Source organism: Treponema rectale, assembly GCF_014202035.1.
GTDB classification, from domain to species: domain Bacteria; phylum Spirochaetota; class Spirochaetia; order Treponematales; family Treponemataceae; genus Treponema_D; species Treponema_D rectale.
The window spans coordinates 610,427-632,648 of the sequence record NZ_JACHFR010000001.1; the positions used below are offsets into that span (position 1 = coordinate 610,427).

The following is a 22,222-nucleotide window of genomic DNA, read 5'->3' on the forward strand; positions in this document are numbered from 1 at the left end:
ATTCAGGAGTAAAATAAAAAAATGATTACAGTAAGTGACGTAAGTCTTAAATTCAGTGAAAAGCCTCTTTTTAAAGATGTTAATTTAAAATTCATGAAGGGAAACTGTTACGGAATTATCGGTGCAAATGGTGCCGGTAAATCTACTTTCCTTAAAGTTCTTTCCGGAGAAATTGAGCATGATTCCGGTGAAATTTCCATGTCTGCAGGTGAGCGTATGGCAATCCTCAGTCAGGATCACTTTAAATATGATGAGTATTCCGTAAAAGAAACAGTCATGATGGGATTTCCTAAACTTTATGAAATCGGAAAAGAAAAGGATGCCATTTACGAAAAACCTGATTTTTCTGAGGAAGACGGTATAAGGGCTGCTGAACTTGAGGCTGAATTTGGTGAACTGGGCGGATATGAAGCTGAGAATCAGATTGAACAGATGCTTTCAGGTCTTGGTCTTGAAGAAGAGAATCATGATAAAATGATGAGTGAACTGGATGAAAGCCAGAAGGTTCGCGTTCTTCTTGCTCAGGCACTTTTTGGAAATCCTGATTATCTTATTCTTGATGAACCTACCAACGGTCTTGATCTTGAAAGTATCGGATGGCTTGAGGAATTCCTTCTTGAATTTGAAAACTGCGTTATTGTAGTAAGCCATGACCGTCACTTCCTTAACGCTGTATGTACTTATATATGTGATATTGATTACGGTAAGATTACTCAGTTTACCGGTAACTATGATTTCTGGTATCAGATGAGCCAGGTGCTTCAGAAGCAGGCTAAAGATCAGCAGAAGAAGCGTGAGGATAAAATGGCTGACCTTAAGGCATTCATTCAGCGCTTTGCTTCAAATGTTTCTAAGGCAGGTCAGGCATCCAGCCGTAAGAAGGTTCTTGAGAAGCTTGAGCTTGAGGAACTTCCTGTAACAAGCCGCAAGTTCCCTTTTGTTGGATTTACACCGGACAGGGAAATCGGAAACTTTGTTCTTACTGCAGAAAAAATCAATTCAAAGGATTCAGATGGAACTGTGCTTCTGGATAATTTCAGCATTACCGTTCATCCTGGCGAAAAGATTGCATTTGTAGGTATGGAACATAATTCCATAACTTCTTTCTTTGATATTATTGCCGGCGTAAAAAAAGCTGATTCCGGTGAATTTACATGGGGTCAGACAACAAGCCAGACTTACATGGGACGTGACAACTCTTCATATTTTACAAACGATATGAATATAACTGAATGGCTTAAACAGTTTTCAAAAGAACAGGATGATTCATATGTCCGCGGTTTTTTGGGAAGAATGCTTTTTACCGGTGATGATTCCCTTAAGAAAGTAAAGGTTCTTTCCGGAGGAGAGAAGGTTCGCTGCATGCTTTCTAAGATGATGCTTTCAGGTGCGAACGTTCTTATTCTTGATGATCCTACAAATCATCTTGATCTTGAATCAATTGAGAGTCTTAATGAAGGCCTTGTAAAATTCCATGGCGTTGTTCTTTTTTCAAGTCATGACCATGAGTTTATCTCTACGATTGCAAACAGAATCATTGAAATTACTCCTAAGGGTATAATTGACCGCATGATGAACTTTGATGATTATCTCAAGGATAATCAGGTTAAGGAACTTCGTAAGGAATATTATGCCGGTACGGATAAGAAAATACGCATCTGATTTTTTTATACTATAAAATATTTTTTTACTTTAACCGTTCTTTTCTTAAGAACGGTTTTTTTTTATTTAAAAATTAAAAAAAAATTTGAGAATTGTGTGGATTTTGAAAAAACGATTCAAATATATATGTAATGAAAAATCATTTTTTTAAAATCATCCTCATCATGCTTTATGGCATGATTTATGCAAATGAAGCTTCTTTTTTTGCGGGAAGTTCTTCTTCTGAAGTTATTTTAAGTCAGAATCTTGTTGCCGTCGTACAAAACGGAATGCCGGATTTTTTTGAATATAAAGGGAAATCTTTTGACAGAAAAATGGCTTGTTTTTACGATGGTAAAATTCTGTGTGGAATTAATGAAACTTCACAACCTTCATTTCTTGCTTTTCAAAACGGCTGCTTTGTAATTATTTCTTTTTCTGAAACTTCATATAGCGTTCAGAAAATAAAGGGTACTGAAGAAATAAAACTTTCTTCAGAAATAAAACTGTCTTCTTCCGTGAATGACATCTTTTTTGATTCGTCTCTCAGTGATTCTGGCATATTAAGATTTGTTTACAAAGATTTAAATCGCACCGGATATTTTGAAGTTGAGACCGGCGGTTTTAATTTGACGGCTTATTATGAACTTAATGAACCTTCTGAAAATATTGACCGGATTGAATGTAAAAAAATAAACGGACATCGGCTTATTTTTATTGAATCGGTACGGGATGAAAAAAAGTGTATCAGGGTATTTGAAGACGGTGTAAAGATTTTTGAGGAATATGGATTTGAAGGAAAATATATTTGTGAAGGAGAAACAAATATTTTTGTTTGTCTCTGTTCTGATTCCCTGATCCGTATATTCCCGCTTTATGTAACTGAGGAAGACGCGATTAGTGAAGGTTTTGAATTCCCTTCTGCCGGGGTCGTTAAGAAAATTATTTTTTATAAGGGATACTTTTATTCCGTTGTACGCCCTGATTCCGATGATTTTTCTGAAAAAGTCATTTCATTTAATGATTCTAAGGTTTTTGAGTTAGCAGAAGGTTTTAACTGTGATTTTCTGACTGGAGAAAAAGGCATTATCTGTTTTTATAGAAATGAAACTGATGAACTTTCGTTAGGTTTATGGCCGTATGTAAACGAGGGAAAAGGATCGGATTGCTTTAACCGCGTTTCTTTGGGAAAGTTCTGCTATCTCCTAACATTATATAGAAATAAATTTGTGTATATTGATATTAACGAACGTAAGTTAGTTACTGCTTCTTTTGAAAATGGACTGGTTAACAAATTATCGGAAGTAAGTATTTTCTGTTCTGAAGAAGCCTTTTCTTTATGCAGGAAAGGTTTTGAAGCTGATTTTATTTTTGTAAATGAATCTGTTCTGGCAGCCGGGATTAGTAGTGACGAAATTCTGTTTGCAGATCTGAATAACCAAACGCTGGGTATATATAAAGGAAAGCCTTTCTGCAAATGGGGCGACTGTGAAAACGGATGTTTTTTTATTTTGAAAAATAACGAAATTTCTGGATATAAAGGAGAATATTACGGTGAATAGTAGGAAAGTATTTTTATCTGTCTGTTCTTTTTTTCTGTGCTTATATTTAAATGCAAAGGATTTTTCAAGTTCCTGTTCGGCAGGTAAAGTTTGGGTTGATTTTGAAAACTGTACTGAAAAACTGCTTAGGTCTGAACCGGGATTTGTACGGGGAAAAAATGTTACTGTAAAAGGTCATTACAGTTCAGAATCTTCATGGAAACATAATTATACTGACGGCCCTTCTTATGATGAAAAAACCGGAAGGTTTTATTTTAAAGTCGGTTTTAAAAAGAAAGTTTCTTCAAAGTGGAAGAATAACGCTTCTGTTTCAGGTACTGTTTTTATTGATAATTCCCTGCCAGAAATATATTTTGAAGGCCTGGAAAATGTTCAGAATAAAAATGGTGCGTGGTGTTCTTCCTTTCCTGTATCTTTTCGTGCAGTCATTCCACCTGACGTAAGTGATTTTTCGGAAACAGGATGCGGACTTTCTGTCGTAAAATATTCTGTTGATGGAGGATCCTATACTGAGGTTTCTTTTGACAGTGACGGTGAAACTCCTTATTCATTTGAATTTGAAAATGAAGGAACTCACAGCATTAGTTTTTATTTGAAAGATAAACTGGGAAATGAAAGAAAATCAGTTTTTAATTTTGTAATTGATGTTAAGCCTCCTGAGATTACATTAAAGACTCTCCATGATGAAACGAAATGGTCAAGAGAATGCATTGTTGCTGCAGAAGCATTTGATGAAGATTCTGGAATTGATGAAGACAGCTGGTGCTATTCACTTGACGGAGGATTAACGTGGTCTGAAAAAGCAGCAGGCAATAATACCGTTTCAATAAAAAAAGAAGGTATAAATCTGGTTAAATTCAAAGTATCAGACAATGCCTCGAACGAAAATCAGAATGCTGTTCCTGTAAAGGTAATGATTGACAGAAGCGCTCCAAAAATATTTTTTGAAGATTATAGTATTTTTTCAATCTGGAATTCCAAAGACAGTATAAAAATAAAACCGAAGGCTGTTGATGAATTATCTGCTGTAGAAATCTCTTCATGGAAATATTCTTCAGACGGTGCTCAGATATGGAAAGCCTGTTCTTCCGGAGGAAGTGTGGAAATCTCGGAGGAAGGTAAAACTGCATTAATTTTCAGTGTTGAGGATAATGTCGGGAATATTGCCATAAGCGATGAAGTAGAAGTTTTTATTGACCGTACTCCTGGAAATATAATTGTTGAAAATCCTTTTGCTGGAAAATGGATTTCGAAGGGTTCTGTCAGTGCGGTTATGCATGACGATAATTCCGGATGTAATGACTGTTCATGGAAGTTTTCTCTTGATGGGGGTAAAACATGGAGCCTGAGTTCCCGGGAAAACAGCGTTGTTGATTTCTCTAAAAACGGTATTTATCAGCTTGTTTTTGCTGCAGAGGACAATGCAGGAAATGAATCTTATTCTGATATTCATGAAATAAAAGTAGATACTACGGGATGTAAGTTTTATACGGATTTTGATTTTGACAGGGTTTATTCTTCTGCTAATAATATTTCGGTAAAGTTTAGTGCAGAAAACAATATTTCTGGAATTGATGCAGGGAAATTTTTTGTAATACTTGATGATGAGAAAATCTCTTTGAAGAAAAATGAGTTTTCAATTGCCCCTGAAACTGGAAATGGAATTCATCAAATAAAATTCGGTGCCGTAACTAATGCCGGTGTCCTCTGTGAAAGTGAGGTTTTTACTTTTGAAAATGACGCCTCTTCTCCGGAATTATTTTTAGAAGTAGAGCCGGATGAGGAGCAGGTCAGGATAAAAATGTTTTTTTCTGATTCTGAGTCCGGCATAAAAAGTGCTGCTTATTCATTGAACGGGGAAGACAGTGTTCCTGTAATGCTGACTGACTGTTCTGTTCGTGACGGAAAATACGTTTATGAAATTTTGCTTCCTGCGGGGGAGAAAATAGATTTTACCGGAAGCTGCTGCGACTGTGCAGGTAATAAAAAGTTCAGTTATGTAAATGCAGTTTATCCGGTACCTGAAGTTGACATTGAAGTAACTGCTGAAAATAACTGTGACTGGGCTAAAAAAAATATATTAAAGGCTTTTTCTACCTCTGATATCATTGATGAATCTACCTGGAGACATGAAGTATTTTTAAACGACAGTTTTAGAAAAAGTGCACCCGGAAATACTCTCGTTCTTGATGAGCATGGCAGTTATGATGTCGTGTTTTCTGTGAATGATAAAAAAGGAAATAAATATTTTTCTCAAAAAACTTCGCTTTTAATAGATTGCAGGGGACCTGTTTTTGAAAACAATTATGTTCTCCAGGAGAATACACTTTCTGTCTGCATAAAGGATGATGAAAGCGGGCTTAATGAGAGTTCTGTCTGTTATTCTCTGGATGACGGAGCCACTTTCTTTTATGGAAGTACAGTTGAACTTGATGACTGTAAAAAAATTCCTGTTCTGTTTAAGGCTTCTGACAATGCCGGTAATGAAAGTATAAAAAAATATCTGGTAGATGTTGATACAACTCCGCCTGAATTGTACTGGTCTGATATCATCCTGTTTAAGAATAATATTCTTAAAATAAAGGACTTTACTTGTGCTGATAAAGTTTCAGGTATCAGTGCTGTAAAAGCAGCTGTTGATGACAAGTATTTTTTTGATATAAATGAAGCATTGTTTAATAAGGATAGTCCGTATGTTGAAATTGTGCTGGAAGAAAAACTGAATTCAGGTAATCATATTCTTAAAGTAAGTGCGGAAGATAATTTCGGAAACACTGGTGAAAGGACTTCAGAGTTTTATTGTGATTTAATTCCTCCTGTAATAAAAGGGGCAGTTTTCTCCTGTGGGGATGAGATTCTGAAAGAGAATTCCTTTGTTCCTGTATATAAATTAAATCATTGCGGTGAGATTACTGTTGATGTTGATGCAGTTGATTTTTATGATGATTCAGGGGACACCAGTTTAAAAAATTATTCATATATAGAAATATGTATTTCAGATGAAAATGTATTTAATGAGGATAACTCAAGTGTATTTTATCCTGATGAAAAAATTATAATTAATGGAAAGAAGATTTCTTTTGCTGAAGGAAAAAATTACGTACTGATAAAAGCCTTTGATGATTGTGGAAATGAAAGTGAATTATATTCATCTGTGTTTTATGGAGATCCGGTTGTTCCCGGAAAAGCGTTTCTTACTTCGGTAACACATAAGAAGGCCGTATGTAATTCAGACTCTGCAGCTAAATCCTCCGCGGTATTTTCAGTATTTCCGTCATGCAGCGGCGAGGGAGGAATTAAAGGATTTAACATTTCTATTTATGACTGTGTTTTCTCCGGTTCAGGCTATAATGTTCTTGATGCTGTACGGGAAGAATACTTTTTAGAAGAAAGATTTTCTGAATGTTTTACAGTGGATATTCTTCCTGATTCTAAAAAAGATCACTGCTATCTTTTATGTGCTGCAGCAGCCGGTAATAATGGTCTTACCGGTGAACCCGCATACTATTCGTTCAGAATAGATACAGGTGTTCCTGAACAACTTACTCTGGAATCTTTTCCATGTTTTGGTGAAACCTATACTAATGAAGAGGATATTATTCTTGACTGGAATATACCTGATGATTCTTCCGGTATCAGGGAATTTGAAATAGCTTTATTTGATAAAAATAATGTTCAGATTGCTTCTAAGACCTTTAACGGAAATACAAGATCCTGCATTCTGAAAGTCAGTTCTTTTGTAAACAAACTTGACGATGGAAAAGTTGTATTAAGACTTACAGCTGCTGATTATGCCGGAAATAAAACTTATGATGAAGGAGTTCTTTATTTTGATTTTGACAGTCCGGTTTTAAAAGATGAACTGACGGTTATGGAGGAGGACGGAAAATGTGCATTTAACTGGAAACGTCCCTATGATTTAAGAAGCGGCTTATGCAGAGTAGAGCTTTTAATTGAATCTATTGATGAAAAGGATTTTTACAGAAATATTACGCTTCCGCCTGATGCAGAAAGTTATGTTCTGTCTGATATACCGGGGAATGGTGCATTTTATGTACAGTTGAGCGTGTCAGACTTTGCCGGAAACTGTGCATGCGTTGAAAAAAAATTTACCTGTGGAACTGGAAGTATTCCTGAGGTTTATGAAAAGAATTTTTCGGAAGAAGTCAGGGGCTTTACTTTAAGCGGAACAATGATAATAAATGAAAAAAAATCTACAGCATATGGTAAGGACATGCTGCTTGGATTTTCCGGAGATAATGGCTTTTATGTAAGTGAAGACGGAAGTTTAAAAGAAAAGGAAAATTTTTATCTGAAAGACATGCTGTTTGAAAATTCACTGAAGTATTACGGTTCATTAAAATCCAGAAGTACAGGAGACTATATCTGGAAAAATGAATGTATCTCCATTTCATTTAATGATTATGAATTTTCAGATAGCGGAATGCTTTTATTGAAGCCGGAGATGGAATTCCCTGACGATGGCTTTAAGCTGCCTTTTGATTCCGTGCTTTTTTCTGATATCAGAAATACTTTGCTGTATTCATCAGTGCAGAATGACCGCGTTAGTCTGAGTAAACATGGATTTTCATTTGAGGGAATTGAATTCTATTCGCTTTCCGGCAGATATGTTGAATTTTCAGGGTCGAAGTCTAAGGGAATAAGGGTAAAATCTGACAGAGTTAATCTTTTTAATGAAGATGGTTCAGATTACACGCTGAAAGAAACTTTGAGTCTTTCTGTTCTGACAGATGAGATGATTGCCGATGTAAAAAATGCCGTCGTCCTTTTGAATGATCAGAAAATATATATTCTTGAGGGACGGATAAAAAACGACAGACTTTTTATTTTTGACTCTTATCTTGAAGTTAATGAATCAGTCTGCAGCAACGAAAAGGATGCCTCAAGGCTTATACTGAGAAATTATTATATTGATTCTCTGACAGGTGAGGTTTGTACCGGTACAGATTTTTATGCGTCAAAAGTTTCTGCGGATGGCGGTAAATATTTTTCTTCCGTGAAGTTTAATTCTTCAGGATGTTTATTAACGGACGGAAATATTGATCTCGGTGTATACGGACATTCAGTTCATGCAGAGGGATTTATCCTTACGGCAGATGGCTTTTCTCTTGATTCAGGAGTACCTGTTCCTCCGTTTGAAACTACTTTATTCGGATTCAGAATCTTCTGCGATGAGGCGGTGTACGGTTCAGAATGCCTTTTAGTAAAGAAAGGAAGAGCCCTGATACAGGAAAAGGAATTTAATTTTTCAAACCTTGGACTTTATGTTACTAAAAAAGATTATGTATGCCGGGAATGTTCGTTAGGAGATGTCACTCTTTATTTTGATTCTTATGGCGGAAACGGGCAGCTGAAAAATCTTTCAATAACAAAGAAAGGATTTATTTCTGTAATGATGTATCTTGACGGACCGGAAGGAAATGATCCTCTTGTTTTTGACTTTGTACAGCTTTATGGGGATGGAAGCGTTAAGGCATCCTCCTGTTATGAGCAGATGCTTGTATTTGGGAAAACAATTATTTATGCAGATGAAGCGGATTTTAACGGAAAAAAAATTGTTTTAATTAATCCAGAAATAAGTCTGCCTTCAGGTTTTACTATTGAATCCGTTCAGGTGAAGAAAATTGAATGTGATGCCGGAGGTATTATTTCTGATATAAAAATCAGTAAAGATATTACATATTTGTTTAGCGGCTGGAAGATTTATTTTGAGAGCCTTTCTTTATCATCAAAAGGGTTTTATGGAAAAAGCCGTATTGAAGGTAACGGTAAACGGAAAAATACTTTCTGGAATGTATTGTTCCCGAAAATATATGTGGGATTTAATGGTGAAATTGACGGGGAATCTGAATTTGACAACAGTGATTCTTTCTTTGTGTATTCCGGATATAAACTGAATATGGAAGGAGCGTATTTCATTCAGGAAAAAGAAAATCTCTGGAATATGAAATGTAAATCTCCTGAAGTTATTTTTCCAGGATTTAAGGTTGCAATCGGAATGCTGGAGTTTTCTTCAGACGGTAATCTTGTATGTTCGCAAGAGGGCGGTGAATCCTATGAATGTGTTACCCCTCAGGGAATTTCTGTTTTGCCGGAGAAAGCATTTTTTTCAGATGGTCTTTTAAATTTTACAGGAAGTATTAAAGCAGAATTTCTCGGGGATTACATTCCACTGGATGGAAAGGTTCTTCAATTTACTGAATCTGGTTTTATCGGAGGAGAGAAGATAGAGAGAGAGTTCGGTTTTACATTTGACAATCAGCAGATTAAGTCCCGCAGCCTGAAAATTGACGGATTAAAACTTACCCTTGGAGATTCTGAAGTCTCCTATAACGGGGAAGGAATTGAACTTGGCAACATTGCTTTATTCAGTGATGGACGGATATGTGATTCGTCCTGTGTCATGCAGAACAGAAGCATAATTATTAATGGAGTTGAATCAATTTTATATCGCGCAGGAATTGACAGTGAGGGTATAAAACTGGGAGTGAAATATCTTGCAGACACTTTTTTTGTAGCCGCCATATGTTTTGAAAACGCACGTTTTACAGAAGACGGAGGTATATTTTCCGATTATGTTTATGATGAACTTGTATATGATGCCGCCTTTGGTCAGGTAAAACTAAAAAATCTCAGGCTTGGACGTAAAGGTGTGGAGGCGGAGGAATTATCTCTTATTTTTTCTTCATTAGATGATGCCTGTATATCAGTTCATGGAGTTTCTTTTGACAGGAATGGAAATTTTACTTTAAAAGGACTTGAGTCTTCCGTTTTTGAATTATGGAATATGAGTTTCTGTATTAAAAACGTCAGTTATAAAAATTCAAAGTTTTTATTTTCAGGAACAGTTATTCTTCCTTCTGAACTTCCAGGAATTCTTGCCGGAAAGAGAATAAACCTGAAGGAATTCATAATTACTAAAAACGGAAATATTGAAAAGTTTGAGGCAACGCTGAATCAGAAAATTGTTTTCAACATTTTTGATAAATGGAATGTAGAAACTCAAAATTTAAAACTGGATATTAATGATGAGCATGCATGGATTGTATTTGGTTCTGCAAGACTTCGCTTTCCGCCGGGATTCGCATTGGCTTCAATAGGTGTTAAGGGACTTCGCTTTGATTTGAAAAATATGGATTATGACCTTGATAATGTTTTTGTTGAATCTGAATCAGAAGTGGAATATTGCGGTATAAGTTTCAAACTGGATAAGGTGACCCTTGGAGATGGAATAATATTCAAGGGCAGTGCGAGATTTATTTCTGAAAAATTTCCGCCATTTTTGAAAAATAAAAGCTTCAGGGTAAATTCTTTCCAGATAAAAAAGGACGGAAGTTTTGGTGATATTGATATGGAAATACAGGGCCTTTCCGGAAAAATTGCTGAAGGCGTTACGGCTCTGGAACTTTATGATGGCAGAATAGGGTTTGCAAATTCCAGAGATTCCGGACTTGAACTGTGTATTGGAGGAGATCTGGTTTTTACACAGAATGCACCGGATTTTCTGCGGGGTACAAGACTTTCCGTCAAGGAATTTGTTATTGACGTGAAATCCAGAAGCATTAAAAAACTTTCTGCATCCTATGCTCAGGAGAAGAATGTTTCTTTTTATTTTTCAGGATGTGAATTGAAGAATCTTTCGGCATCTTTTGATTTGAAGAATACTTTTTCAGAATCATTTATTGATCTGGGCTGTGTACTGGTTTTCCCGGGAAGCCTTCCTGAATGTGATTTAATAAACCAGGTGAAGGTAAATACTTTCAGAATAGGAATGGATGGTTCTATTATAGCCTTTAATTTTAAAGCTCAGATTGAAAAAATGGAGTGTGAGGCATTAGAGCTTTTTGATTGTGTTCTTTCTGCTGAATATGAAGATCAGCTTGTTTTTAATCTGAACAGCAGGGCTAAATTAAGTGAAGAGAAATTTCCCCGGGGAATAGGAGGATTAACTACTTCAGTAATGATGAAGTTTAATTCCCATGAACTTCTTGATGCTTCAGGAGAATTTTCATTAGGAAGCCGGATTGTTTTTGATGCAGTAGAAATCAGAAACGGAAAGATTTCTTTTGAAAAAAAGAAAGGCCAGAGTGCTGTTTTAAAAGCCGGTGGTATCGTATCTCTGGGAAATAGTTTTCCTGAATCCCTCAGAGGCTTATCAATGGATATTACAGAACTTTCATTTAATATGAATGGCGAAATTCTGTATATGGATATCGGTGCATCTGAACTTGATTTCTATATTTTTCCTTCCGTTCACTTATGCGACGGGTTCCTGAAATTTATAAAATCAGGAAAAAATGATTCATTTATTACTGCAGGAGGAGACATTGTTCTTGAGGGGGAAAATATTCCTGATGGATTAAAAGGTATACGGCTTGAAATTGATGAGTTCCTTATGGATTCATCGGGAGATGTAAAATGCTTTTCTGCCGGTTTGTGTTCTTCTGTTCGTTTTTCACTTCTTGGCGGAATGGATTTTGTTTTGGAATCACTTGTATTTGATAAGGATGGATTTGATATTGGTGCTTCGGTTTCATTGAACATACCTCTTTTTGTTGTAAAGGATGCAGGATTTGTTCTTAATAAACTCAGGATGGACTGGAATGGAAATATTAAGGAGTTCTCCGGAGGAATTAAGCATTGTGAAATTCTTCTTGCAGGTTTTAGCGGTGAGATTTCTGAATTATGTATTCAGAATGAAAGCGGATATAGAATCGGACTTGAAGAATGTATGTTGAAGCTTCCGGAGAACTTTGGAAGTATTGGCGGAAAAAAACTGGGAGTGAAGGATGCTTATTTTGATCCTGTAACGATGGATTTCCATGGAGATTTTTCTATAGATTCTGTCTCAACAGAAATTGCAGGATTTACTCTTAACTGTAATGATCCTGTGATAAATATGACGTCAATGAAAATTCAATTCAGCTCTGTAGAACTAATCATGCCGGATTTTTTAGGTAAAGCAAGTCTGAAACTTGATGGAGTATATATTTCATCTACAAACGGATTAAGGTTTTCCGGCGGAAAATTCAGTCTTCCTGATTTTTCTATCGGTCAGGCAGGATTTAAGAATATTGGTGCTGCTTTTTCTGTTGATGAAAATGGAAGATATTATATTTCAGGTTCTGGTGGAATTATTATTCCGAATGCCGGAGAAATTTCTGCATCTCTGAGTTTTACAAATGTATGCAGGGAATATCCTGTTGGAATACGTCATGCATATTTTTCGTATGAATCCTATGTTACCGGTATACCTCTTGGGACTACAGGTTTATGTCTGTGCGGAATACGAGGTGGTTTCGGCTTTGGTTATCCGGAAGAAGTGCCGGAGAAATACCGTAATATTTTCGGGAATAATGGAAAACGACTTGAGTTGGGATTGACGGTCAGGGATCAGGAAACAATGGGAAGTCTTGCAGTGATAAAAGCTGACTGCTGGATTGATATAACAAAGATTGCCTGGGTATTTGAGGGAAACGCAACTATTCTAAGCGGAACCCTCGATATTTCTGCATCTGCTGTTGCAGTTTTAAAATCAAATGCATTTGCAACAGGTATGCAGATTCGAATCCTGTTTATAAGCGGTAAATTTGAATTTTATATATTTGATTTAAATGGCAAAGTGAAGTTTTCCGGAAAGGGTAGTGTCGGAATAAGAATACCGAAAGGATTCCTTGTGGATTCATTCCTTTTGACTTTACCTTCCCACGACATGTGGCTTCTCGAAACGGGTACCATGTTTGGTGATTTTACAAACGGTAAGCGGGGATTCCTTGGTTATATAGAATTAAATCTCTGCGGATGCAGGCTGGGACGGATTGGAGCCTTTATTGGATCCGGAGGACTTAGTCTGGATGTAAAGAATTATGAAATACTTCGCCCTGAAGGAATCTCCTTTAATAAGCGAGGCGTAAAAGGAACAAACGGTAGTTTGCCGCTAAAGAACCGTATATTAAGTTTTGAAAATAATAAGGCTAACGAACGTTCAGTTTATGTAGAAAAAGGGGACAGGTTTATGTTTGCCGCAGGGTATGCTGCAGCTGTTCCTGATTTTGAGATTATTTCGCCTTCCGGTTTAGTTTATACCCGTTTGAGTAAGGAAATTGAGTATTCATATTTTGATAAAGGGTTACTTGTTGCTGCAGATTCTGATGAAACCGGATATTGGACTATGAAACTTCTGGGGGTTCAGGATGGTACTTATGAAGTGGTTGCTTTTGGAGCAGAAAAGATTCCTGAGGTAAGTTTTGACAGTTCTGATACAGGTGTTATTGCGATTGATGGCAGGTTTACTGTAACCGGACATGTTGAAGGAGAATGTACTGGCGTTGAGATATTTTCTGGAATAAATCTTTCTTCTCCTCAGTTCAGTTTAGGTGAATGTAAATGTCATGAAGATGGAAAATTTGAATTTGAGCTGGATGAAAAAATGTTTGAAGACGGAGAGTTTTGTATTTTTGCACGGGCACAGCGTAAAAATGGATTTCCAGGAACTGAATGTCCTGCTCCGTGGAAGGTACGTGTTGACCGCAGCTTAAAAAGCATGGCCGCTCCGGAAGATGTTTTACTAAGCATGTCAATGGAAGGAAAACTTGTATTTTCGTGGAAGGGCATGAACGGAAAAAGGGATATGGGATTCTATATGTATTCAAGAAATAAGAAAACCGGTTCTGTAATGAAAGATAATCTTGGAAATATAAGATTTCTTACTCTGGACGGTGCTTACGCAGAAGATTATGAGTTTGCATTTTCTTCTTACGATTCAAATGGTATTGAAAGTCCAAAAACGGATTTTGAAAGCTATTTGCCTTATCATCAGGGAGATGTTTTGAGGAATAATCTAATTTCATCTTTTGATGGGGAGATTTACTGTTCAATCGAGTCCGGAGAATGCAGAAATGTTTCTTTAGCTTTCTGTGTGGAAAGTTTCATGAAAGAAGGAAGCGTTCAGGATTTTGTCCGTGCCGGAGTGATAAATGAAACTTCTGTGGAGAACATTCATATTTCATTTGAAGAAAAATATGAAATTAACGATTCCGAAAACAATATAGCATTTTCTGTTTATGCGGATCCTTCCTGCATTGATTCAGAAAAAGAAATTCATTTGTATTTATATAATATGGCTTATCCGGATGATGTAAAGTCAATATGCCTGCATGTAACTGTGAAATTACCTTCAATAGATATTACAGGAGTCTTTCCTTCCGTTATTGATGGCAGTGTAAGTAACAGGGTTTGTGTTACAGGAACTGGTTTTATGCATGGAGTGACGTTTTATTTTGACGGTATTGAAGTTCCTGTCAGTGTGGAGGATGTTTGTAATAATGTATCCTGTTCCCTGATTCTTCCTTCTGTCAGAGAAAATGGAATTCATGTTCTTTCTGCTGTTAATGCAGCCGGTGAGAAAAGTGAAATACCTGTTACTGTGAACTTACCGTATTATTCACTTGTGATTTACTCAATGGAAGAAAAATGCTGTGCAGGAGAAAAGTCTTTCTTCCCTGTAACTGCAGTCGGTTTCTGTGGTTATGATGAAGACATCGGTATTTATCAGAAGAATACCGTAGAGGGAATTAATGTTGAAATTCCTGCAATTCATTCAGGAGATACAGCCTGCATCACGGTTTCTGTTGAGAAAAATTGTGCTCCCGGTGTATATACGCTGGATTTTATTACGGATAATAATTTTGAATTTTCTGTAAGCGTTAGTGTTTCTGCTTCTACAGTCAGGGAGGCGGAATATAATCTGTGTAAAATAAATGCAATGAGTTCGTTGTGCGGCTTTCCCGGAGCCTGCGTGACCGTGTATGGAAATAATTTTGGAAAAAACGGATCACTGTTTATTGCCGGTAAAAAAATTAAAGTAAAGAAATGGACTGATAGTTTTATTGAGTTTATTATTCCTGATTTTAAGGAACAGGTAACAGATTCTCTTGTCGTAAAAACTAAGAAAAATGGTTCCGCTGAAATTTCTTTTACCGTATTGTCTGCAATGTTCGGAATTGAAATTGAAAAAACTGAAGTTGTTCTTGAGGAAGAACAGAATTGCATGCTTAAACTGTCGGCATTCGGACAGTCTCCACGCATAGAACTGAGTATTGATTATGATGAAACCTGGCCTTTTAAGGTTTATTTAGATGATTCTGTAATTGCCGGAGGCGGAAGAACGAACCTTCATATTGTTCCAGGAGAAGAACTTTTTAACGGGGTATTTGACATTTCCGTTAAGGCTTACAACGGATTGTTTTTCTCAGAAAAAACTGTAAAGGTAAAAATTCTTAATGTTGTTGAAATCGAATCGGAAGATGTTCTTAGTGTAACTGCGGGAGCTTATTTTGAACGGAAAATGAAACTTACAGGATTTGAAAAAGGAATCTGGGCTCTGGAAGCAAATTATGCCGGCGATGGAATTGTTCTTTCTGAAACAGGAATTCTATCCGGAAAAATTGAAGAAGCCGGAGAGTACTATATTATTATTACCGCAAAGAATGAAAAGAAAGTGTATAGAAAGCGGGTTGAAATAAAAGCCTTTGAAGATACATGGAACGGCAGACATAAAAATCCGTTCAGAAATATCCGTTCGTATTGTGATGTTCCTGCACTGGAACAGAAATTGTGGCATAAGAAATTTGATAAAAACATAAGTTATATACTTGCTGCTTCTGGATGTGAATGTGTTGTCTTTGATGATTCGTTTCAAGTTCTGGATGTAAATGGCGATGTTTTATGGAATGCGGAGGATTTGTCTTCTGATGTATTTATAACCTCTGATAAAGTGGTTTATATAAGTGGAGACAGAAGTCTGAAAGTTCGTGATTTGCATACTGGTTATGTTTTATATGTCAGGGAAAATGCAAAAGATTTCTTCTGTACGGACGAATTACTTTCAGTGTGTGAAGAAGGTGGAGTTGCTGAAATATCTCTGTCTTTATTGAAACTTACAGGATTTAACAAAGAAGAAGTTTTTGATTCTTCTGTTGCTGTACAGTATGGCGGTAAAATTTTATTTGCAGAAGAAAACTGTATTTTAGACTGTAATAGAAAGGTTCTGTTTAAGGCAGAAAATAGAATTATGACGTTAGCCGCAGATTCAAGATATCTTTTTGCAGTAACGAAAAACAGAATATATGTAACGGATGAAAGCGGAATACCAGTCTTTGAAATCGACTGCTATACTGACGAAAAAACGCTGGTAGCTTCTGATGAAGAGAAAATGTATGTTTCTTCTGGAAATGGACTTACTGTATATAATTTGAGTAATGGTGAATTGATTTCAGTACTTTCCCGTAACGGAAACTGCATTATTGCAAATGAAAAGATTGTTCTTTATGACGAGAACGGTCTCTTTGTGTTTAATCCATATTCATTAAAGGAAATATGGAAAGCTTCCGGCTGTTTTGATTCTGTCTGCATTTATTGCTCTAAAATTTATGCATCTTCCGGAACTGAATTAACCTGTTTTAGCGGTCAGGCAAATGTAAACTCTCCTGAAGTTTCCATTATCTTTGACATGAATGAGCCTGACGGTAATAATGGCTGGTATAGAAGTTTACCTCATGTATCCGTTGATTTTTCAGATGCCGAAACTTTTGTCGTACAGAAAAATGTTGTTGTTAATTCAATATCGCAGGAAAATATGGACTGTCTGCTGTTGAATGATGGTGAAAATCGTATTGAGGCATGGGGAACGGATTCCGGTAATTTAAGGTCAGTGCCTGTTTTGAAGAAAGTTTTCATTGATAGGGAAAAGCCTGAATCTGAACTTTATTTAACTTCCGGTGAATGTAAAAACGGATGGTATAATGAAAGTGTTGTCCTGGGAATTCGGGCAGAAGATGGTATTTCTGGAGTTGCCGGTTCTTTCTTAAACGGCAGAATTTATGAACGGCCTCTGGTAATTGAGGAAGATGGGATTCACAATATAGAAATTTACTCTGTTGATAATGCCGGTAATTTCAGTGAAAAAAGAAATTATGTTTTAAAACTGGATCATAACCCTCCTTATGTTGACGCAGCTGTTATTGCCCATGAAGGACTGTCGCTGGTTAAAATGAATGCTTTTGATGCTGTCAGTGGTGTCAAAAAAATTGAGTACCGCATTAACGGGGGAGAAGTCATGAAGTATGATAATCCGGTTCCGGTGTTTAATTCTCCGTCAGATGTTTTTCTTGAATACAGAGCCTTTGATGAAAGCGGATTGGTAAGTCAGTGGCAGAAAATCAATATTCCGGGCAAACCTGTTTTATCAGGACGTTGCATTGTATTTGCTGAAATTAATGGAAGTGAACGAAAGATTATGAAATCTCTGACACCAGGATGCAGACTTTATGATTCAACATCAGCTGAAAATTTCATTACAGATTTTCCAGAGGAAATGAGTTTAAGTGAATATGTTTTATTAGATGAATCTGATATAAAAAATGTAAATGAAAAATATCTGGAATTATATGTTCAGAAAAACTGCAGGGTATTTTTATTGACGGCTGATGAGGATTTATATGAGGAACAGAAAGGTGAATGGTCTGTAATCAGGGAAAATTTCGAAACCGGTTCTTCATATTTTGGAGGAAAAACAATTCTGTATGAGCGGAAAGTGTCTACCGGAGAAAAGGTAGAAATAAAGTTTACGGATAAACAGCCATTAGTTGCTGTAATTCCAGATGAAAATTCCTGAAATTACAAAAATAAGTAAAAAAAAATTGTCGATTTGTGTAGATTTTGAAAAAACAGTTCAAATATATATATGATGAATAAAAAGAATTTATATATGTTTTTGTTTCTGATTCTACACGGAATCCTTTTTGCGGAAAGTAATTTTAGAATTTCTAAAGTTAAATGCGGTTCGTCCTGTGGAATCCGGCTGGAGGGAATATCAATGGAAAAAGCATCTGTATATTTTACGGATGCTTCTTCCGTTGTGTATTCGGCTTATATTTCCGATGGAAACATTCATTGGAAAACTGTATCAGATTCTGGCAATTTGACAATCCCTCAATGTATCCGGGAAGGTATTTCAGGAGAATATTCAGAGGAATTTTTTGATACGGAATCTTTATCTGCTGTTCTTTATAACTGCATTCCGGACAGGGAAATGGATTATGGAATAAATGTTCTTACAGACGGAGCCTTATATCTGCCGGAGAACAGTGACGGCGTATTAGATGTGTTTTTTATTGACGGTGAAAAGAGTTATCTTCTTGAAATTACTGTTACAAATTTAATTGAGTTTTTACTTGAAAGCAAAAAGGATTTGTTTTCGAATAGAAAAGCTTTTATTGAATTTTTGGGAACAGATTTTAATGAAGAAACACAACATGAGGATTTTGTTTTAAGAAATTATATTGCCTTTATTATTGATGAATATTTAAGTAATGAAGCGAATATTGCCAGACTTTATGCTCAGGATAATGTTTTCATAAGATATTATTTTGAGGAACTTTTTGAACGTAAACTGAAATGGGATTTTGAAATCCGTGAAAAAAATATTGAATCGGGCTTATATGAAAGTGCTGCCGTATTGTTAGAAAAAACAACTGGTGATTTTGTATTTAAGAAGGATTCAGATTTTTACGGTTTTAATGATCTTGTAGAAACGGACTGTAAAGATTTGCTTTCATTCATTGATGATTTATATGGCTTAAAAAGCTCAGAGGATATCCTTTTGACCTATGGAGCTGTCGTTCCTAATGCAGAAAAAGTTCAGGCTGGAGATTTTATTAAAGTATTTAACGGTTCCGGTTTATCTTCCGTATACATAGTTTCTTATATTTCAGAGGGAGAAGTATATGCGGCAGGTTTTACTTGTCCGGGGATAATGTCAAAGAGAATCAGCCTTAAAGATATCCTGTCTGAAAATGACAGTTTCTTTTTTCAAAGAGTTTTTCCGGTGAAAAATTTTCCTGTAATCAACAGGTGGAATGTTATGAGTTCTGTCAGGGCTGCAAGTATTAATTGCGGAAAGATATATGAAAGTGATCAGACTGTAAGGGATATTGAATGGCTCTGTATACCTAATACAGGAGAATATCTTGTCTGTTCTCAGATAAAAATGGATCTTGTTAAATCTAACAGGATGCCATTTGTAAAACATGAGTTTGATAAGTATTTCGTAAGGCTGTCTGGTGCTGAGGATCCGGATTCAAAATTTTATGATGGAAACGGTAATTACAGACTGAATGTTTCCCAGCAGGTGGAATTAAACCAGCGGCAGAATTGGGAAGTAAAAAATGAACTGGTGTATTCTTTAAATAAAAGTGATGCTTTTGAAGTTGTGTTTCTGGATTCTGGTAATATGCCAGTGTGCAGAGGCAGCCTTATAAAAAAATTCTCTGACGGATTATATGTTTTTACAGCAGATGAAGAAAATTCCTGTGATGTAAAAATGTATTTTAATCATGAAGGTGTATTGAAATATGAAAATGGTGAAACTGTAAGTATCGGTATCAGACCATGTTCCTATGAAGCCGCCTGCCCGGGAGATGAAATAAAACTTGTTTTTGAAATATGCAGTAAAGACTCCGGTATTGTTTTATCAAGTAATATCTTATCTAAAACTTTCAGAGTTTATGACAAGAAAATGATATGGCGTGCAAATCTTTATGTTGATGAAAGGGCAGGCAACTCTAAATCCCGTGACTGGAATGATGTACATCCCTGGAACGCTCCCTGTGATGAAAATGACAGTGAGCAACCATGGTGGTGGTCTCCGGAATGGGGCTTTAATAATTGGAATCGTTTTGTTTTTGGAACAGATTTTGACTGTGCGATGAATGCCCTTCCGAGAGGTAACGGCATGCAGGTAGTAACCTTTGCTGAATATACATCCTTTCGCAGTAAAGGTACGTCTTCATCTGTCTTTAATAATGTTAGTTATGACTATAATGAGAAAGATGTACATGCATGGGACAGTCCTTTTGACTTTTTGTATAAATTAAAAAAACAGAATGAAGTTTTAAGGAGTCATTTTAAGAAAATAATTCAAGAGAAATCTGATCAGAATGAATCGGATGATGTAACAGAGAATGCCGTGCAACAGGAAATTATATCAGAAGTTAATAATGCTCCCGGAGAATTTCCTGATGGTAATGGAAATAATATCGAAGGAACAGATGTTACTGTTTCAAATCTTGCTGAATGGAATCTGACTTCAGCCCCGTCCGGAAAGTGGCGGTTTTACTGGAAAGAATCAGCTGATAAGATTTCTTCGTTTATTCCAGGACTGGGATTTCTTTTTCATTCTGTTTCAGACTGGTATTATGACGGAAATTTTGAAGAGGCAAAAAACTATCTGTATCCTGATGGAGTGGGAGCAGGAACTGACTGTATAGGAATGATTGTGCGTGCTGCTTCTTATTATGACAGCAGATACAGATGGCTTAATTATAATAACATGACACCTGATAAAGCTGAGTGTGACGAACTTTCTTCAGTAAAAAGAAGGCTCAGCTATCCGGAAAGTTCAGGTTCTGCTGCTTCAAGCTATGAAATTGTAAACTGGTCTACGATGACATTTGATAAATATAATGACGGTAAAACTGAAACTGTAGAGGAACAGCACGGAAAATATACAAAGTATGTTTATAAGGATGATGAAAGTCCTATGAAAATTTCTGTTTTCAAACAGAAATATGAGCAGCTCCCGTTTTATCGGAAAGTATTACTTAATGCGGCAAAGAGATATTTTGAGAAAGTTGTTCCAGGGGATGTAATTGCTTATGGTTCCTCCGGCTCAATGGAAAATAATTTTTTATACAATGAAAGAATAAGATGTCATATAGGTGTTATTGCTGATATTGATTACGAAGCTGTTGAAGCGGCAGAGAGTTTTGCAGATTTGGGAAGGACAGTGAATGTTCTTGAAAGTGTATATGGACAGCTGATTTTTGGTTCCGTTAAAAGAAATTTAATTCAATCAGGATCTGCTGCAGGCAGAACAGTTGTAGAAAATCCTGATCTGTCCGGGTCCTGGTTTTCAAAAGACGGTTCTACGCAGCGATGCTGGTCCATTCAAAGACTGCTTTTAAAATAAGGAAGTTTTATAAAAATGAAATTGTATATTGCAATATTAAATTCGTTCATTCTTTCTTTGTTGTTTTCCGGACAGCATGTTTATGCGGACAGTCTGGATATCAGAAGCGTAAGGAAATTTTCTCAGGATGATTTTTTCTGTTTTGAAACTGGAAAATTCGATGAAGAAAAGTTATTTCTTTCTGGACCTGGAGGAATGTATTTTGTTGGGGAAGATGTGTTTCATTTATACAGTAAAAAATGTGGTGAAGACAGATATTTTAAGATTACGGATTTTGAGAATTCTTATGTTGAAATTTATAAATCCGCTGATACTGATTTCAGAACAACCAGGGGGTATTATAAAAACGAATATTTTCTGAACAGAGATATTATTAAAGATATAAAGCCTGAAGATAAGTATTTATTTGAAAATCTCCATACAGAATCAAATCGATATGTTTCATTTACCGATGACTGTAAGGGACTTGTATATTATTTTTTTATCGCCTTTTTTCCAGATGAAAGCAATGCTGAAAGATTTGATGAAGAAAAATCCCGGGGAGTATTGATTATTGAAGATATTTTTTCCGGAAACTATGCATATAGGGTTTTCAGTTTTAATTCAGAACTTTTCAATAAAGAAATTTTTTCAGAAAATACAAAGTTTCTTCTTGAAGCAAGACCTTCATGTGCTGCAAATACAAACGGTGATTTTTATTTTTTTAATCTCGGGCTGACGGAAAATGAAAAATATTATGAGCTGTTTGTATTAAAAAATACATGGTGGCAGGAACTGAATGTTAAAGAAAGAAATATCCGTTACATAACCGAAAGATTTGATTGGGAAAATATTGTTTATGAGAAAGATACTCCGGTTGAAATAATTTCCTGCAGTGGAAAGGAATGCTTCGTAAAGTTTCCTGATGGAAATCGGGTAAACCTGCTTACAGAAAAACTGTCGAGTTAAATAAGTTGCGTGGAGGAAAAAT

At 36.0% G+C, this 22,222-nt stretch carries 5 protein-coding genes; all 5 read left to right on the forward strand.

Going from position 1 to position 22,222, the window contains the following annotated elements; all coding sequences use genetic code 11:
- The first annotated feature begins 21 nt into the window (after positions 1-21).
- The 5 genes from HNP77_RS02595 to HNP77_RS02615 all read left to right on the forward strand — a co-directional run bounded on the left by HNP77_RS02595 (position 22) and on the right by HNP77_RS02615 (position 22,200).
- Positions 22-1,662, forward strand: a complete 1,641-nt coding sequence (locus HNP77_RS02595; protein ID WP_184651595.1) for an ABC-F family ATP-binding cassette domain-containing protein — start codon at positions 22-24, stop codon at positions 1,660-1,662.
- A gap of 131 nt (positions 1,663-1,793) precedes the next feature.
- On the forward strand, positions 1,794-3,203 hold the full coding sequence (locus HNP77_RS02600) for a hypothetical protein (RefSeq protein WP_184651596.1): 1,410 nt from the start codon (positions 1,794-1,796) through the stop codon (positions 3,201-3,203).
- The gene (locus HNP77_RS02605) at positions 3,196-17,898 is read left to right on the forward strand and encodes a hypothetical protein (RefSeq protein ID WP_184651597.1); all 14,703 of its coding nucleotides are present in this window, start codon (positions 3,196-3,198) and stop codon (positions 17,896-17,898) included. The genes HNP77_RS02600 and HNP77_RS02605 overlap by 8 nt, the downstream gene beginning before the upstream one ends.
- A gap of 201 nt (positions 17,899-18,099) precedes the next feature.
- Positions 18,100-21,252 (forward strand): hypothetical protein, encoded by a 3,153-nt coding sequence (locus tag HNP77_RS02610; protein WP_184651598.1) that lies wholly within the window; start codon positions 18,100-18,102, stop codon positions 21,250-21,252.
- 15 nt (positions 21,253-21,267) lie between these two features.
- The gene (locus HNP77_RS02615; RefSeq protein ID WP_184651599.1) at positions 21,268-22,200 is read left to right on the forward strand and encodes a hypothetical protein; all 933 of its coding nucleotides are present in this window, start codon (positions 21,268-21,270) and stop codon (positions 22,198-22,200) included.
- Positions 22,201-22,222: the final 22 nt, after the last annotated feature.

Excerpts from the sequence above, each read along its gene's own strand:
- HNP77_RS02610 (WP_184651598.1), top strand. The coding sequence starts at position 18,100 with ATGGAAAAAGCATCTGTATATTTTACGGATGCTTCTTCCGTTGTGTAT.
- HNP77_RS02595 (WP_184651595.1), top strand. The coding sequence starts at position 22 with ATGATTACAGTAAGTGACGTAAGTCTTAAATTCAGTGAAAAGCCTCTT.
- HNP77_RS02600 (WP_184651596.1), top strand. The coding sequence starts at position 1,794 with ATGAAAAATCATTTTTTTAAAATCATCCTCATCATGCTTTATGGCATG.
- HNP77_RS02615 (WP_184651599.1), top strand. The coding sequence starts at position 21,268 with ATGAAATTGTATATTGCAATATTAAATTCGTTCATTCTTTCTTTGTTG.